The organism is Micromonospora sp. RTBAU3-60 (assembly GCF_054963695.1).
On the sequence record NZ_JBUEGB010000036.1, the window covers coordinates 1 to 15,475 of the forward strand.

The following is a 15,475-nucleotide window of genomic DNA, read 5'->3' on the forward strand; positions in this document are numbered from 1 at the left end:
AGAGTAGGACACCGCCGGACAATCTTTCCAGTCGAGGGCCGCCCCAGCAGGGTCGGCCCTCGACTGCGTTAGCGTCCAAGGCGACGCAATCAGGAAGGATGTACCTGTGAGTTCAGGACCGCAGGGCGGAGATCGCCCCCGCCGTTACGAGGACCGCGCCGAGCGCGGGCAGGGGCGCGGTGACGCCGGCCGCGACGACCGTCCCTCGTACCGGGGGAGCCGCGACGACCGCTCGGGCGGCCCGCGGGGCGGCTTCGGCGGCGACCGCCGAGAGGGTGGCCCCCGCAGCGGCGACCGTCGCGAGGGCTTCCGCCGGGATGACCGCGAGGGCGGTTTCCGTGGCGGCGACCGTCGCGAGGGCTTCCGTGGTGGCGACCGCGAGGGTGGCTCCCGCGGCGGTGACCGTCGTGAGGGTGGCTTCCGCGGTGGTGACCGTGAGGGCGGCTTCCGTGGTGGCGACCGTCGCGAGGGCGGTTTCCGTGGCGGTGATCGCCGTGAGGGTGGCTTCGGCGGCGAGCGCCGCGAGGGTGGCCCCCGCAGCGGCGACCGTCGCGAGGGCTTCCGCCGGGATGACCGCGAGGGCGGTTTCCGCGGTGGCGAGCGCCGCGAGGGCTTCCGTGGTGGTGAGCGCCGTGAGGGTGGCTTCCGCGGTGGTGACCGTGAGGGCGGCTTCCGTGGTGGCGACCGTCGCGAGGGCGGTTTCCGTGGCGGTGATCGTCGCGAGGGTGGCTTCGGCGGTGAGCGCCGTGAGGGCGGCTTCCGCAGTGGCGACCGTGAGGGCGGCTTCCGCGGTGGCGAGCGCCGCGAGGGCTTCCGTGGTGGTGAGCGCCGTGAGGGTGGCTTCCGCGGCGGCGACCGTGAGGGCGGTTTCCGTGGCGGTGAACGCCGCGAGGGTTTCCGCGGTGGTGAGCGCCGTGAGGGTGGCTTCCGCGGCGGTGACCGTGAGGGCGGTTTCCGTGGCGGTGATCGTCGCGAGGGTGGCTTCGGCGGTGAGCGCCGTGAGGGCGGCTTCCGCAGTGGCGACCGTGAGGGCGGCTTCCGCGGCGGTGAACGCCGCGAGGGCGGTTTCCGTGGTGGCGAGCGCCGTGAGGGTTTCGCCGGCGGTGAGCGCCGCGAAGGCTTCCGTCGCGACGACCGCGCAGGCGGGTTCCGCGGTGGTGACCGCCGTGAGGGCGGCTTCCGCGGCGGCGACCGCGAGGGCGGTTTCCGTGGTGGCGAGCGCCGCGAAGGTGGCTTCGGCGGTGAGCGCCGCGAGGGTTTCGCTGGCGGTGAGCGCCGTGAGGGCTTCCGCCGCGACGACCGCGCAGGCGGGTCCCGCGGCGGTGACCGCCGTGAGGGCGGCTTCCGTGGTGGCGAGCGCCGCGAGGGTGGCTTCGGCGGCGAGCGCCGTGAGGGCTTCCGCCGTGACGAGCGGCCCGGGGGCTTCCGCCGCGAGGAGCGCGAGGGTGGCTTCCGCGGCGGGCGGGAGCGTACCGAGCGGGACGGGGAGCGCTGGGGCTACGGCCGGGACGACCGCCGGCCCGAGGGTGCGTACCGCGAGCGGCAGGACGAGCGCGCCGAGGGGCGTACGGGTGAGGCGCCGGCGCTGCCGGACGAGGTGGTCGCCAGCGACCTCGACCCGACCGTTCGGGCCGAGCTGCTGTCGCTGGCCAAGCCGGTGGCGGAGACCGTCGCCCGGCATCTCGTGGCGACCGGCCTGCTGATCGACGACAACCCGGTGGAGGCGCTGGCGCACGCCATGGCGGCTCGCCGGCTCGCCTCGCGGATCGCGGCGGTGCGGGAGGCGGTCGGGCTGGCCGCGTACCACGCCGGGGAGTGGCAGACCGCCATCGCGGAGCTGCGCACGTACCACCGGATGACCGGGCTGCAGAGCCACCTGGCGGTGCTGGCCGACTGCGAGCGGGCGCTGGGTCGCCCGGAGCGGGCGATCGACCTGTTCCGCGGCGCGGACCGGGAGAAGCTCGACCAGGCTGTCGCGATCGAGCTGCTGATCGTGGCCGCCGGGGCGCGGGGTGACCTGGGGCAGAAGGACGCCGCCGTGGCGATGCTCCAGGTGCGCGAGCTGACCAGCGACTCGACCGAGCCGTGGGCCGCGCGGTTGCGCTACGCCTACGCGGACGCGCTGCTCGCGGTGGGCCGGCGCGAGGAGGCGCGGGAGTGGTTCTCCCGGGCCGCGGACGTGGACGCCGAGGGCGAGACCGACGCCGCGGAGCGGCTGCTGGAGCTCGACGGCGTCATCATCGAGGGTGACGACGAGGACGACGAGGACGACGAGGAGCTCGCGGCCGGACCGGGCGCCCCGGGTGCCGTGCCGGCCCGGCCGGACGCCGACCTCACCGGCGGGTCCGCGGACGGGGACGCCGACGACCTGCTCGACCGCCGGGCCGACGACGCGGACGACCTCGACGACGAGCTCGACGAGGACGACGAGCTCGACGAGGACGACGACCTCGACGGTGACGCCGACGACGAGGGCGACCTGGACGACGAGGACGACGAGGGCGACCTGGACGACGACGTGGACGGCGACGCGCGCCTGCGTGGCCAGGACCGCCCCGCCGAGGCCGTCGGATACCGCGACCGCAACGCCGCCGACCTCGGCGACGACGAGCTGACCGACGCCGCGGCGCGGTCGCTCGCCGACGACACCCGCGCGGCCACGGGCGGGAATGCCCGGGTGCAGGATCCGGCCGACGCCGGGCCCGGCGACGAGTCGGTCCGTACCTCCGAGGTGGCCGGCGAGGAGGCGGACCGCCGGTGACGGCAGCGGCCGGGGAGCGGCTGGTCGACGGGTACGCCCTGGTCGTCTTCGACCTGGACGGGGTGATCTATCTGATCGACCGGCCGATCCCCGGCGCGGTCGAGGCGGTCGCCCGGCTGCACGCCGAGGGCCGGGCGGTCGCGTACGCGACGAACAACGCCTCGCGCCGCTCCAGCGAGGTGGCCGACCTGCTCACCGGCATGGGCGTGCCGGCCCGGCCGGAGGAGGTGCTCACCTCCGCGGCCGCGACCGCCGAGCTGCTGCACGACCGGCTGCCGGCCGGGGCGCCGGTGCTGGTGGTCGGGGCGGAGGCGCTGCGGGCCGAGCTGCGCGCCGTCGGCCTGCGCCCGGTGGCGACGGCCGATGAGGAGCCGGCCGCCGTGGCCCAGGGGTACAGCCCGAAGGTCGACTGGGTCGACCTGGCCGAGGCGTCCCTGGCGGTCCGGGCGGGTGCACCCTGGTACGCGACGAACACCGACCGGACGCTGCCCAGCGCGCGTGGTCCGCTGCCGGGCAACGGTGCCCTGGTGGCGGTGCTGCGCACCGCGCTCGGCCGGGGGCCGGACGTGGTGGTCGGCAAGCCGGAACCGGCGCTGTTCGCCACGGCGGCCCGACGGGCCGGCGCGGGGCGGACCCTGGTGGTCGGCGACCGGCTGGACACCGACATCGAGGGCGCCCGCCGGGCCGGGCTGGACAGCCTGCTCGTGCTCACCGGCGTCAGCGGCCTGCCCGAGCTGCTGGCCGCCCCCGAGGAGCGCCGGCCGACGTACGTCTCGGTCGACCTGGCCGGGCTCTTCGACCCGGCGGCGGTGGTCCGGGTGCCGGGCGTGCCGGACGGCGGCGGCTGGTCGGCGTCCGTGGCCGACGGCGGGCTGGTGCTGGACGGCGCGGGACGCCCGCTCGACGCGCTCGCCGCGCTCTGCGCGGTGGCCTGGTCGACGGGGGCCGGCCCGCGGGTGCGGCCGGTGTCCCCGGCGGCGACGCAGGCCCTCGCCGCGCTGGGCCGGGCGGACTGACGAGCCCTCGCGGGGGCGGGGCGGCCGATCGGCGCCGCCCGGATCAGAGCAGCTTGCGGAGCTTCATCAGGTCGAACGGGTTCGCCTTGATGGACACCCGCCGGGCGGCGAGCGCCCTGGCGATGTCGAGCTGGCCGTGCACCAGCGCCACCAGGTCGTCGCTGGTGGTGTTGAGCGCGATCTTCGCCTGCGGGTCGTCGCCGTCGACCAGGTCGACCAGCCGGCCGCCCTCCAGTCTGCCGTGGAACGCCGTGTCCAGGTCGGTGATCCGGCAGGCCAGGGTGCGGTCCAGGTCGATCCGCTCCTGCGCTCCGGCGTGGCCGTTCAGCCGGGCAGCCAGCTCCTGCAACGCCTGCCGGCACTCGTCCACGCTGGCCACATCGTCTCCTCACCACGCCACGCCGTTCCCCCGGCACCGTACCGCAATGGGGCGTCCGGGACGCCCGGTAGCGTGAACACCTGCACTACTCCGCCCGCGGAAGGACTCAGGCATGCAGGACGCGTGGCGCGCCTATCTCGAGCTGGCCATGGGCCTGACGGAGGCGCCCCGGAAGAAGGCCCAGGACGCCGTGCGACGCGTGGTCGGCCAGGGCGGCGCCACCGCCGCCCAGCTCCAGGCGCTCGCCGAGGAGCTGGTCTCCACCGGCATGGCGAACCGGGAGGCGTTGACCAAGCTGATCCGCTTCGAGGTGGACCGGGCGCTGGGCGCGGTCGGGCTGGCCACCGCCGACGAGGTCGCCGAGCTGACCCGCCGGGTGCACGAGCTGGAGCGGCAGCTGCGCGCGGCGAAGACGGCCCCGACCCCGGCCGGGCCGACCGCCGCGGCTCCCGTCTCCGCTCCGCCGGACCGCCCGGCGCCCACGCCCACGAAGGCGGTGGCGAAGAAGGCCGTGGCGAAGAGGGCGGTGGCGAAGAAGGCGATCGCCAAGAAGCCGGCCGCGACCGTGGCGCGTACCGAGGAGTCGCCGGCCAGGCCGGCGAAGAAGGCGGCCGGCCGCAAGCAGGCCGGCGGTGCCGGGTCGTGAGCGCCCCGTACCGCCCCGGGCCGCCGCCCGGCCCGCGTCCCGGTCCGCCGCCCCGGGGACCCCGCCCCGGGCCACCCCCGGGGGTACGGCCGGCGCCCGCCCCCGTGGAGGACGTCGAGGACGCCCGGCACCCGGCGGTGGACGCCGCGGTGCACGCCATGATCAACGCCGAGGCGCTCTCCCCGGCGGACCAGATCGCCCAGTACGAGGCGGCGTACGAGACGCTGCGCGAGACCCTGGCCAGCATCGACCAGGCCTGACAGAGGCGGAGAAGAACCACCCATGGCACGTCGTACCCGGCTGGATGCCGAACTCGTCCGCCGCGGCCTGGCGCGCTCCCGCGAGCAGGCCGCCGCGCTGGTGGAGGCCGGCCGCGTCCAGCTGCGGGGGGTGCCGGCCCGCAAGCCCGCCGCGATGGTCGACCCCGCCGACCCGCTGCTGGTCACCGGCGCGGACCCCGTCTTGGAGTACGTCTCCCGGGGTGGCCACAAGCTGGCCGGGGCGCTCGCCGCGTTCGCACCGGGCGGGCTGACCGTGGCCGACCGGCGCTGCCTGGACGCCGGCGCCTCGACCGGCGGCTTCACCGACGTGCTGCTGCGCGCGGGCGCCGCCGAGGTGGTGGCGGTCGACGTCGGGTACGGGCAGCTGGCCTGGTCGCTGCGGAACGACGCCCGGGTGCGCGTGTTCGAGCGCACCAACGTCCGTACCCTCACCCCGGAGGTCATCGGCGGCGAGGTCGACCTGACCGTGGCCGACCTGTCGTTCATCAGCCTGCGGCTGGTGCTGCCGGCGCTGGCCGGCTGCACGCGGTCGGACGGCGACCTGGCGCTGATGGTCAAGCCGCAGTTCGAGGTCGGCAAGGAGCGGGTCGGCGCGGGCGGCGTGGTCCGCGACCCGGAGCTGCGGGCCGAGGCGGTGCTCGACGTGGCCGCCGCGGCGGCCACGCTCGGCCTGGGGCTGGCCGACGTGGCGGCGAGCCCGCTGCCGGGGCCGAGCGGCAACGTCGAGTTCTTCGTATGGTTACGCCGGGACGCGCCCGCCGCGGACCCCGAGCGGGTACGCGCGGTGGTGGCCGCCGGCCCGCAGGGATTCCCGTCTCCGGCCGACCCGCCGGAGTCCACGACCGAGGAGGTTCCCGGGTGAGCCGGACTGCTCTGCTGGTGACGCACACCGGGCGTCGGCGCAGCACCGAGCACGCCCGGGCGGTGGCGGCGGACCTCATCGCGGCCGGCTTCGAGGTGCGGGTGGTGGCCGAGGAGGCCGACGACGTGGACCTGCCCGGCGTGGTGCCGGTGACCGGCCCGGAGGCCGCCGAGGGTGCCGAGATCGTCTTCGCGCTGGGCGGGGACGGCACCTTCCTGCGCGCCGCCGAGCTGGCCCGCCCGGCGAAGGCGCCGCTGCTCGGCATCAACCTCGGCAAGGTCGGCTTCCTCGCCGAGGCGGAGATCGACGACCTGGACAGCGCGGTACGCGACGTGGTCGGGCGCAACTACACCGTGGACGAACGGCTCACCCTGGACGTGACCGCGGAGTTCCAGGGTGGCCCGACCATCGAGTCGTGGGCGCTGAACGAGATCAGCGTGGAGAAGGGCGAGCGGGCCCAGATGCTGGAGCTGCTCGTGGACGTGGACGGCCGGCCGCTGTCCCGGTACGGCTGCGACGGCGTCGTCTGCGCCACCCCGACCGGCTCCACCGCGTACGCGTTCTCCGGTGGCGGGCCGGTGGTCTGGCCGGAGGTGGAGGCGCTGCTGCTGGTGCCGATCAGCGCGCACGCGCTGTTCAGCCGCCCGCTGGTGACCGCGCCGACGTCCACCTTCGCGATCACGGTGGACCCGTTCACCACCCTCGCGGTGCTCAGCTGCGACGGGCGGCGGGTGTACGACCTGCCCCCGGGGGCCCGGGTCACTGTGCGCCGGGGTGCGCTGCCGGTGCGGATCGTCCGGCTCAAGGCGCGGCCGTTCACCGACCGGCTCGTGGCCAAGTTCGACCTGCCGGTGCAGGGCTGGCGGGGCAGCCGCCGCTGAGGTGCGGCTCAGCGGCCGGGGTGGGATCGAGCACGCGGCGCCGGATGGTCGGGGACCCGTACCGCGTGGACAGACGGGTTACGGTAGGAGCCTCCCCCGGCGGCGGTGTGCCGCCGCCGGGGCCGGCAGCGACCGTCCGAGCCGACGGTCATCGGGGCGTACGGGCTGCGCTGAGGTGGAGTCCGGGCGGGGCGGTGAGGCCCGTGTCCGCCCGGACGCGCGGTCCGGCGGCCGTGGGCCTGGCCAGGGGGTGGTCGGGACCGCGGCGGTCGGGGTGTCGGAGGAGTCGCGGGCCGGCCGCGGCGGGCGGACCGGTGAGCCGGGCCCGGTCGGGTGTCGACCCCGGCCAGGCCGATGGATCGGCGAGCCGTCGCCGGAGGAAGCGACGGCTCACCAGCCGAGCGGCGAAGCGCTCGTCCGGCACCCCGACCATCAGCCCGTACCGTTTCCGGTCGCCGCCGGTCGGCAACCCGCCGGACATCCGGCGGTCCGATCCCGGCCGGCCGGTGTCCACCTGGCGACATGTCGCCGATGCGGCAGGCCGCAGCTAGTGACCTTCCGATGATCTCCGTCGCAGACTCCGAGCGGTTGGTCTCCTGGGACCGATCCTCGGAGTAGAGGAGCTCATCGCATGCACTGGCCCCCACGCTGGCTCGCCGCCGGCGCGGTCGGCGCGCTGGTGGTCGGGTTCGCCGCACCGGCGTCCGCCGAACCGCCCGCCCGACCCGTCGCCCCGGCACCGGCCGCGTCCATCCCGGGCGCCGCGCCCGTCCGCATCACCCTCATCACCGGCGACCGGGTCGAGTTGGCCCAGGCCGCGCCCGGCCGAGTCGCCGCCACCGTCCACCCCGGCCCCGGCCGCGAGCGGATCACCTTCCAGACCGTGTCGGCCGACGGCGGGCTGCGCGTCCTGCCCAGCGACGTCGTGCCGTACGTCTCCGCCGGGGTGCTCGACGCCGACCTGTTCGACGTGCAGGAGCTGGTCGCCGAGGGGTACGGCGACGCCGCGCAGGGCGCACTGCCGCTGATCGTCCGCTACCAGGAGCCGACCGCCGGCCGGCTCCGGCCGCTGGCCGCGGCCACCGCCGCCCGGCCGCTCGAGAGCATCAACGGCGCGGCGCTGCGGGTGGCCAAGGGCGACCTCGGCAAGTTGTGGAGCACGCTGAGCGACGCGCCGGCCGCGCGGACCGCGGCGACCGGGCCGGTCCGGCTCGGCGCCGGCATCGCCCGCGTCTGGCTCGACGGGCGGGTCCACCCGGCGCTGGAGCACAGCGTGCCGCAGATCGGGGCCCCCGCTGCCTGGGCGGCCGGCCGGGACGGCACCGGCGTCCGGGTCGCGGTCCTCGACACCGGAGTCGACGCCACCCACCCCGACCTGGCCGGCCGGATCGCCGAGGCGCAGGACTTCACCGGCGGCGGCAGCGCCCGCGACGGGCACGGCCACGGCACCCACGTGGCGGCCACCATCGCCGGCAGCGGCGCCGCGTCCGACGGGCTGCGCAAGGGCGTCGCGCCCGGCGCGAAGCTGCTCATCGGCAAGGTGCTCGACGACGGTGGCAGCGGCTACGACTCGGGGATCATCGCGGGCATGGAGTGGGCCGCCCACTCCGGTGCCAAGGTGGTCAGCATGAGCCTCGGCGGCCCGGCCACCGACGGCACCGACCCGATGAGCCAGGCGGTCAACGACCTCACCGCCGAGACCGGCACGCTCTTCGTGATCGCCGCCGGCAACGAGGGCGCGGCGGGCACCGTCGGGACGCCCGGCGCGGCCGCCGCGGCGCTCACCGTCGGCGCGGTGGACCGCGACGACAACCTGGCCGACTTCTCCAGCCGTGGTCCGCGGCTGGGCGACAACGGCCTGAAGCCGGAGATCACCGCGCCGGGCGTGGGCATCGTCGCCGCCCGCGCCGCCGGCACCGCCATGGGTACGCCGGTGGACGCCGCGTACACGCGGGCGTCCGGGACGTCGATGGCGACCCCGCACGTCGCCGGCGCGGCGGCGATCCTCGCCCAGGAGCACCCGGACTGGACCGCCGGGAAGCTCAAGGACGCGCTGGTCAGCACGACGAAGGCGAACCCCGCGCTGACCGTCTTCGAGCAGGGCGGCGGTCGGGTCGACGTGGCCCGCGCGCTGAGCCAGCGGGTGTACGGCTCGGCCACCGCCGACTTCGGCCGGATCGCCACCGGCGGTGCGGCGGTGGAGCGGACCGTGACGTACACCAACGGCACCGGCGCGGCGCAGACCCTGCGGCTGGCGCTGGAGCTGCGCAACCTGGACACCAATGCGACCGAGCCGGACGGGGTGTCGCTCGACGGCACGGAGGTGACCGTGCCGGCCGGCGGCAGCGTGAACGTCCCGCTGCACGCCGACCCGGCGAAGCTGGACCGCGGGGTGTACGGCGGGTGGCTGGTGGCGACCGGTGCGGACGGTGTCGCGGTGCGGACCGCCGTCGGCCTGACCCTCAGCGGTCCGCTGCACTTCGTCACCTTCAAGGCGCTGGACCTGCAGGGGCAGCCGGGCGGGGCGCCGGTGGTGACCCTGTTCGGCGAGCACCAGGAGTCCGACCGGCTCGGCTTCCTCTTCACCGGGATGGAGTGGCGGGTGCAGGTCGAGGAGGGCCCGTACCTGGTGGAGGGGCTGATCGAGCACGGCGCCCCGCTGGACGAGCAGCTCACCCTGGTCACCGATCCCGAGTTGACGGTCGACCGGGACCTGACCGTGGTGCTCGACCCGCGCAAGGGCACCCCGGTGCGGATCGAGACGCCGAAGCCCACCGAGCAGCGGGACACGCTCAGCTTCTACGAGCACCGCGTCTTCGGCAACGGCCGGCAGGTCGACCACGGCGTGATGGCGTTCAGCACGGTCCAGCAGGTGAACGTCACGCCGACCCGGCCGGTGCGCCAGGGCGAGTTCGAGTTCGCCTCCCGCTGGCAGCTGGTCGCGCCCATGGTGGACGCCCAGGTCAGCAAGGTCTCCGGTCCGTTGGACATCAACCTGCTGGGCCGGTCGCCGGCCCCGGCCGGCCGGCGGAAGCTGCCGCTGGTCTGGGCGGGCGACGGCACCCCCGCGGAGCTGGCCCGGGCCGGGGTCCGAGGCGCGGCCGCGCTGGTCGCCGGTAGCTACGACCGGGCCGAGGAGGACCAGATCGCCGACGCCACGGCGGCCGGCGCCGCGATGGTGCTCATCGTCCGGACGGCGGACCAGAGCGCGTGGACGGTCTGGCGCCCGGACGGGGACCGACTGCCGATCCCGTCGCTGGTGGTCGCGTACGACGACGGGCAGCCGATGATCGCGGCGGCGAAGAGCGGCCGCGTGACCCTGGACGTGACGCTGACCGTGGACAGCCCCTACCTGTACGACGTGTGGCAGGTGTCGAAGGGGCGGGTCCCGGACCGGATCGTGCACCGGGTGACCGCGGACAACACCGCCGAGGTGACCGCTCGCTACGCCGACACCGGCGGGTTCGACTGGGCCAGCGAGCAGCGGTTCGGGTGGCGCCCCTGGCAGGACTACTCCTGGAACGACGACCAGCGGATGGTGCGTACCGGCACCGTGCGGCAGGAGTTCGTCAGCGCCGGGGACTCCTGGTGGCAGCAGCGGGTGCTGCACCGGCTCCCCTGGTCCGACTGGGGCCCGCTGACCGGCGGGCTCGCCCAGCCGGCCCGGCGGTACGCCGCCGACGACCGGGTCACCGAGACGTGGCACGGCGCGGTGGTCCGGCCGGCCGTGCCGGCGGGCGGCGGGGTGCCGGTGCCCACGCGTACCGGCGACACCCTGAACCTGCGGGTGGCCGAGTTCGTCGACGCGGACGGCCACTACGGCCCGGCCCGGGTCAGCGAGGAGTGGGACAAGGTGCAGGCCCGGCTGAGCCGGGACGGGCAGCAGGTCGCCGACCTCTCCCGCGACTGGGCACCGGTGCTGACCACCCCGGGAGCGGCCCGCTACCGGCTGGACCTCAGCACCGAGCGGTCCTCGGAGGAGTGGCGCTGGGCCACGCGTACCGAGACGGCCTGGGAGTTCACCTCGGCCCGGCCGGCCGGGGACGCCGCCCAGCCGCTGCCGCTGCTGCAGGTGGACTACCAGGTCCCCGCCGACCTGCTTGGCGAGGTGCCCGGCGGTCGGCCGCACCAGCTCGGGCTGACCGTGCGCCAGCCGGCCGGCGTGCCGGCGCCGACCGGTGTCGGGGTGCGGGTCGAGGTGTCGTTCGACGGCGGGCAGAGCTGGACGACGGTGCCGGTACGCGGCTCGGGCACCCGGTTCACCGCCATGGTGCCGGCCGGGCACGGCACGGTGTCGCTGCGGGTGCACGCCGGCGACCGTGCCGGCAACAGCGTCGACCAGACCGTGCTCGACGCGTACGGCCTGCGCTGAGCCGACGTCCGCGCGGGTGAACCCCTTCGCCCGCGCGGACGTCACTCTCGGTCCGTCCGGGGTGCCCGCCAGGGGGTGGCGGGCACCCCGGACGGCTGCGCGGACGGTGGCGGCGGCGGGTCAGAGCCAGCCGCGGCGGGCGGCCTGGTAGGCCAGACCCGGCCGGGTGTCGACCCCGGCCACGGTCATCAGGTCGGCCAGCCGCCGCTGCACGGTACGGCGGCTCACCCCCAGCTGGGATGCGATGGACTTGTCCGGCACCCCGGCCACGAAGAGCGAGAGCAACCGGACCTCGTCGGCGTCCGGCCGGTAGCCGTCGACGGCCGGCGCGTCGGCCGGCGGGACGCCCGAGCGCAGCGGCGTCGCGATCCGCCAGTAACTCTCGAAGAGGGCGAGCAGCGCGTCGAGCAGCTGGCTGCGGCCGATCACCGCGGCGCTCGGTTCGCCGCTCTCCCGCTCCGGCACCAGCGGGCAGATCGCCGTCCGGGCGTCCACGATGGCCAGCCGCACCGGCAGCCGGTCCAGCACCCGGGCCTGCTCGCCGGCGTGCACGCCCCGCTCGACGTCCTCCAGCCCGCCCGGTTCGAGAAGCATCTCGCGTTCGTAGATGGCCCGGTAGCGCACCCCGCGGGCCAGCGCGTCGAACTCCTCGACGTTGTCCTGGCCGGGCATGGCCAGCGGGTTGGCCCGGCAGAACCAGAGCACCTCGACCCGGGCGCCGTTCTGCGCGTCCCGCAGGCGCTCGCGGAGCACCCGCGCCCCGGTGATCACCTCCACCAGGTGGTCGGCGTCGTGCCGCCGCATCCCGGCGCGGTACTCCTCGGTCAGTTGGGTGACCGCCGCGCGGGCCGCCTCCAACGCCTCCTGCCGGCGCAGCAGCGCCTCGCCGAGCGGGACGTCGGGGGCCAGCGGCCGCAGCGGCGCGTCCGGCTCCGGCCCGGTCGGCAGCACCAGTCCCTTGCCGCGCAGGGCGTCGAGCTGCGCGACGACCTCCGCGCGCGGCCGCCGCAGCCGCTCGACGAGCTCCTCGACCCGGGCCGTGGTGAGCTGGACCAGGGAGCGGTAGAGCTCCTCCTCGCCCGGGTTCAGGCCGATCACGTCCAACACGGGGCAGAACTGTACGACGTCCCGCGCCATGCCCCGATGCGGCGTCGCCGGCTGGTCAACTGTCGGGGGCCGCGTCTACTGTCAGGTGCTGTGCTGGAAGAGCTGCGCATCACCGGACTGGGCGTCATCGAGGACACCACGCTGCCGTTGACCGGCGGGATGAACGTCATCACCGGCGAGACCGGTGCGGGCAAGACCATGGTGGTGACCGGCCTCGGCCTGCTCTTCGGCGGCCGGGCCGACGCCGGCCGGGTGCGCGCCCAACCGGGCCGCGCGGTGGTCGAGGGCCGGCTGCGCCTGCACGGCCGGGTGGCCGAGACGGTGCACGCCCGGATCACCGACGCCGGCGGCGAGCCCGACGAGGACGGTTCGCTGCTGCTGAGCCGTACGGTGACGGTGGAGGGTCGCTCCCGGGCGCACCTGGGCGGCCGGAGCATGCCGGTGTCGATGCTGGCCGAGGTCGGCGAGCAGGTGGTGGCCGTGCACGGCCAGTCCGACCAGCTCCGGCTGCTGCGCCCGGCCGAGCAGCGGGCCGCGCTGGACCGGTTCGCCGGGCCGGAGCACGAGAAGCTGCTCGACGCGCTGCGCGAGGCGTACACCCGGTGGCGGGCGGTGGTGGACGACCTGGCCGACCGGCGGCGCAACGCCCGCGAGCGCAACCAGGAGGCCGACCTGCTCCGCCTCGGCCTCGACGAGATCACCCGGGTGGACCCGCAGCCGGGCGAGGACGACGAGTTGAAGGCGGAGGCGCAGCGCCTGGAGCACGCCGAGGGGCTGCGCACGGCGGCCCAGCTCGCCCAGCAGTGCGTGGCCGGCGGCGTGGAGGCGACCGACGACACCCCCGACGCCACCGCGCTGCTGGGCACCGCCCGGCGCACCCTGGAGGCGCAGGCCGGCACCGACCCGGCCCTCGGCGAGCTGGCGGTCCGGCTGGAGGAGGCGGCCACCCTGGTCGCCGACGTCTCCGCGGAGCTGTCCGCCTACCTGGCCGCGCTGGACGCCGACCCGGCCCGCCTGCAGACCGTCTACGAGCGGCGGGCCGCGCTGCGCGGGCTGACCCGCAAGTACGCCGACGACGTCGACGGGGTGATCGCCTGGGCCGAGCGGGCTCGCACCCGACTGTCCGACCTGGACACCTCCGACGAGCTGCTGGACGAGCTGGAGAAGGAGTCGTCCCGGCTGGCCGGGGAGGTGGCCGAGCTGGCCGGGCGGGTCTCCACCTCGCGTCAGGAGGCGGCGGTCCGCTTCGCCGAGCAGGTCACCGTCGAGCTGGCCGGGCTGGCCATGCCGCACGCCCGGATCGAGGTGGCGGTGCTGCCGCGCCCGGCCGGACGGGCCGAGCCGAGCCTGTCGGTCAACGGGGTGGAGGCCGGCGTCGGGCCGGACGGCGCCGACGAGGTGGAACTGCGCCTGCTGGCCCACCCGGGCGCGCCCGCGCTGCCGTTGCAGCGGGGCGCTTCCGGCGGTGAGCTGTCCCGGGTGATGCTCGCCATCGAGGTGGTCTTCGCCGGTTCCGGCGGCCCGCCCACCCTGGTCTTCGACGAGGTCGACGCGGGCGTGGGCGGCCAGGCGGCGGTGGAGATCGGCCGGCGGCTCGCTCGGCTGGCCCGCAGCCACCAGGTGCTGGTGGTCACCCACCTGCCGCAGGTCGCCGCGTTCGCCGACCGCCACCTCGTGGTGGCCAAGGACACCGGGGGGGCGGTGACCACCAGCGGGGTTCGTGTGGTGGAGGACACGGAGCGGGCCCGGGAGTTGGCCCGGATGCTGGCGGGTTTGCCCGATTCCGATCTGGGTATCGCTCATGCCGAGGAACTCCTGGCCGTGGCGGCCAAGGAAAGACGCCCGTGATGCCGGGATTGTGAGCGCAAGCACACCGGCCTGCGCTCCGGTGTGCTTCCCTGGGTAGGCGGCCCTGCTCAGGCATGTCGCGACAGCAATACCTGCCTCACATGCCAGGATGGTCACGATGCGTCTACCCACGTTGCGCCGGACCCGACACGCGGAACCGGGCTCAGTCCTCGGCACCGCGCGCCTCGACCGCCGGACGAAGCGGCTGGTCGGCCGGCTCCGGCCCGGGGACATCGCGGTCATCGACCACGTCGACCTGGACCGGGTGGCGGCCGACTCGCTGGTCGCCGTCGGGGTCGCCGCCGTGCTCAACGCCAAGCCCTCGGTCTCCGGTCGCTACCCGAACCTGGGCCCCGAGGTGCTGATCTCCGCCGGCATCCCGCTCCTGGACGACCTCGGCGAGAGCGTCTTCGAGCAGATCCGCGAGGGCGACCTGGTCCGGATCGAGGGGAACACGGTCTACGTCGGCGAGGAGCCGGTGGCGCACGGCGCCCTCCAGGACGCCGAGACGGTGGCCAAGTCGATGGCCGACGCCCGGGAGGGGCTGTCGGTGCAGTTGGAGGCGTTCGCCGCCAACACGATGGACTACCTCAAGCAAGAACGCGACCTGCTGCTCGACGGCGTCGGCGTACCGGACATCGAGACCCAGATCCAGGGCCGGCACTGCCTGATCGTGGTCCGGGGCTACGACTACAAGGCCGACCTGGACGTGCTGCGCCCGTACATCCGGGAGTTCAAGCCGGTGCTGATCGGCGTGGACGGCGGCGCCGACGCCCTGGTCGAGGCGGGCTACACCCCCGACATGATCGTCGGTGACATGGACTCGGTCACCGACGACGTGCTGCGCTGCGGCGCCGAGGTGATCGTGCACGCCTACCCGGACGGCCGGGCGCCGGGCCTGGCCCGGGTGAACGGCCTCGGCGTGCCGGCGATCACCTTCCCGGCCGCGGCCACCAGCGAGGACCTGGCCATGCTGCTGGCCGACGAGAAGGGCGCCTCGCTGCTGGTGGCCGTCGGCACCCACGCCACCCTGGTGGAGTTCCTGGACAAGGGCCGGGGCGGCATGGCCTCGACCTTCCTGACCCGGTTGAAGGTGGGCGGCAAGCTGGTCGACGCCAAGGGGGTGAGCCGGCTCTACCGGCAGGGCATCTCCGGCTCCTCGCTGCTGCTGCTGGTCCTGTCGGCGGTGGCCGCGATGGCCTCCGCGGTGGCGGTCTCCACCGTCGGGAAGGCGTATTTGGGCGTGGTCTCCGAATGGTGGGACAATTTCGTGTTCCAGCTCGGCCAGCTCTTCTAGCTCCCCCGACCGATCAAGAGGCTGC

At 75.6% G+C, this 15,475-nt stretch carries 11 protein-coding genes and 1 pseudogene; 9 read left to right on the forward strand and 3 right to left on the reverse strand.

The window, feature by feature from the left end; all coding sequences use genetic code 11:
• Positions 1 to 112 precede the first annotated feature (112 nt).
• The gene (locus tag ACY34I_RS27010) at positions 113 to 1,681 is read right to left on the reverse strand and encodes a hypothetical protein (protein ID WP_462757830.1); all 1,569 of its coding nucleotides are present in this window, start codon (positions 1,679 to 1,681) and stop codon (positions 113 to 115) included.
• Between ACY34I_RS27010 and ACY34I_RS27015 the strand changes: the two are divergent.
• A pseudogene (locus tag ACY34I_RS27015) lies at positions 1,658 to 2,408 on the forward strand (tetratricopeptide repeat protein); the annotation flags it as partial. The gene ACY34I_RS27010 and the pseudogene ACY34I_RS27015 sit on opposite strands and share 24 nt — an antisense overlap.
• A gap of 349 nt (positions 2,409 to 2,757) precedes the next feature.
• Positions 2,758 to 3,777, forward strand: a complete 1,020-nt coding sequence (locus ACY34I_RS27020) for an HAD-IIA family hydrolase (RefSeq protein ID WP_462757831.1) — start codon at positions 2,758 to 2,760, stop codon at positions 3,775 to 3,777.
• A gap of 43 nt (positions 3,778 to 3,820) precedes the next feature.
• Here ACY34I_RS27020 and ACY34I_RS27025 read toward each other — a convergent pair whose 3' ends face one another.
• Complete coding sequence (locus ACY34I_RS27025) at positions 3,821 to 4,156, reverse strand: alkyl sulfatase C-terminal domain-containing protein (protein WP_462757833.1); 336 nt, start codon at positions 4,154 to 4,156, stop codon at positions 3,821 to 3,823.
• Positions 4,157 to 4,268: 112 nt separating this feature from the next.
• Here ACY34I_RS27025 and ACY34I_RS27030 point away from each other — a divergent pair, with 112 nt between their 5' ends.
• From ACY34I_RS27030 to ACY34I_RS27050, 5 genes are all read left to right on the forward strand, one after another.
• A complete protein-coding gene (locus ACY34I_RS27030) occupies positions 4,269 to 4,802 on the forward strand; it encodes a phasin family protein (RefSeq protein WP_462757834.1) in 534 nt (177 codons plus the stop codon).
• A complete protein-coding gene (locus ACY34I_RS27035) occupies positions 4,799 to 5,062 on the forward strand; it encodes a hypothetical protein (RefSeq protein ID WP_462757835.1) in 264 nt (87 codons plus the stop codon). Before ACY34I_RS27030 ends, ACY34I_RS27035 begins: the two co-directional genes overlap by 4 nt.
• Before the next feature lie 22 nt (positions 5,063 to 5,084).
• A complete protein-coding gene (locus tag ACY34I_RS27040) occupies positions 5,085 to 5,945 on the forward strand; it encodes a TlyA family RNA methyltransferase (RefSeq protein WP_462757837.1) in 861 nt (286 codons plus the stop codon).
• Positions 5,942 to 6,826, forward strand: a complete 885-nt coding sequence (locus ACY34I_RS27045) for an NAD kinase (RefSeq protein WP_148802032.1) — start codon at positions 5,942 to 5,944, stop codon at positions 6,824 to 6,826. The genes ACY34I_RS27040 and ACY34I_RS27045 overlap by 4 nt, the downstream gene beginning before the upstream one ends.
• A gap of 631 nt (positions 6,827 to 7,457) precedes the next feature.
• The gene (locus ACY34I_RS27050) at positions 7,458 to 11,198 is read left to right on the forward strand and encodes a S8 family serine peptidase (protein WP_462757838.1); all 3,741 of its coding nucleotides are present in this window, start codon (positions 7,458 to 7,460) and stop codon (positions 11,196 to 11,198) included.
• Positions 11,199 to 11,318: 120 nt separating this feature from the next.
• Here ACY34I_RS27050 and ACY34I_RS27055 read toward each other — a convergent pair whose 3' ends face one another.
• A complete protein-coding gene (locus tag ACY34I_RS27055) occupies positions 11,319 to 12,305 on the reverse strand; it encodes a helix-turn-helix domain-containing protein (protein WP_462757839.1) in 987 nt (328 codons plus the stop codon).
• Positions 12,306 to 12,395: 90 nt separating this feature from the next.
• On the opposite strand from ACY34I_RS27055, the gene recN reads away from it, so the two are divergent.
• Together recN and steA are read left to right on the forward strand one after the other, a co-directional pair.
• The gene (recN, locus tag ACY34I_RS27060; protein ID WP_462757840.1) at positions 12,396 to 14,153 is read left to right on the forward strand and encodes a DNA repair protein RecN; all 1,758 of its coding nucleotides are present in this window, start codon (positions 12,396 to 12,398) and stop codon (positions 14,151 to 14,153) included.
• Between the two features lie 118 nt (positions 14,154 to 14,271).
• Positions 14,272 to 15,450, forward strand: coding sequence for a putative cytokinetic ring protein SteA (steA, locus tag ACY34I_RS27065; protein WP_462757841.1), 1,179 nt, complete (start codon positions 14,272 to 14,274; stop codon positions 15,448 to 15,450).
• Positions 15,451 to 15,475: the final 25 nt, after the last annotated feature.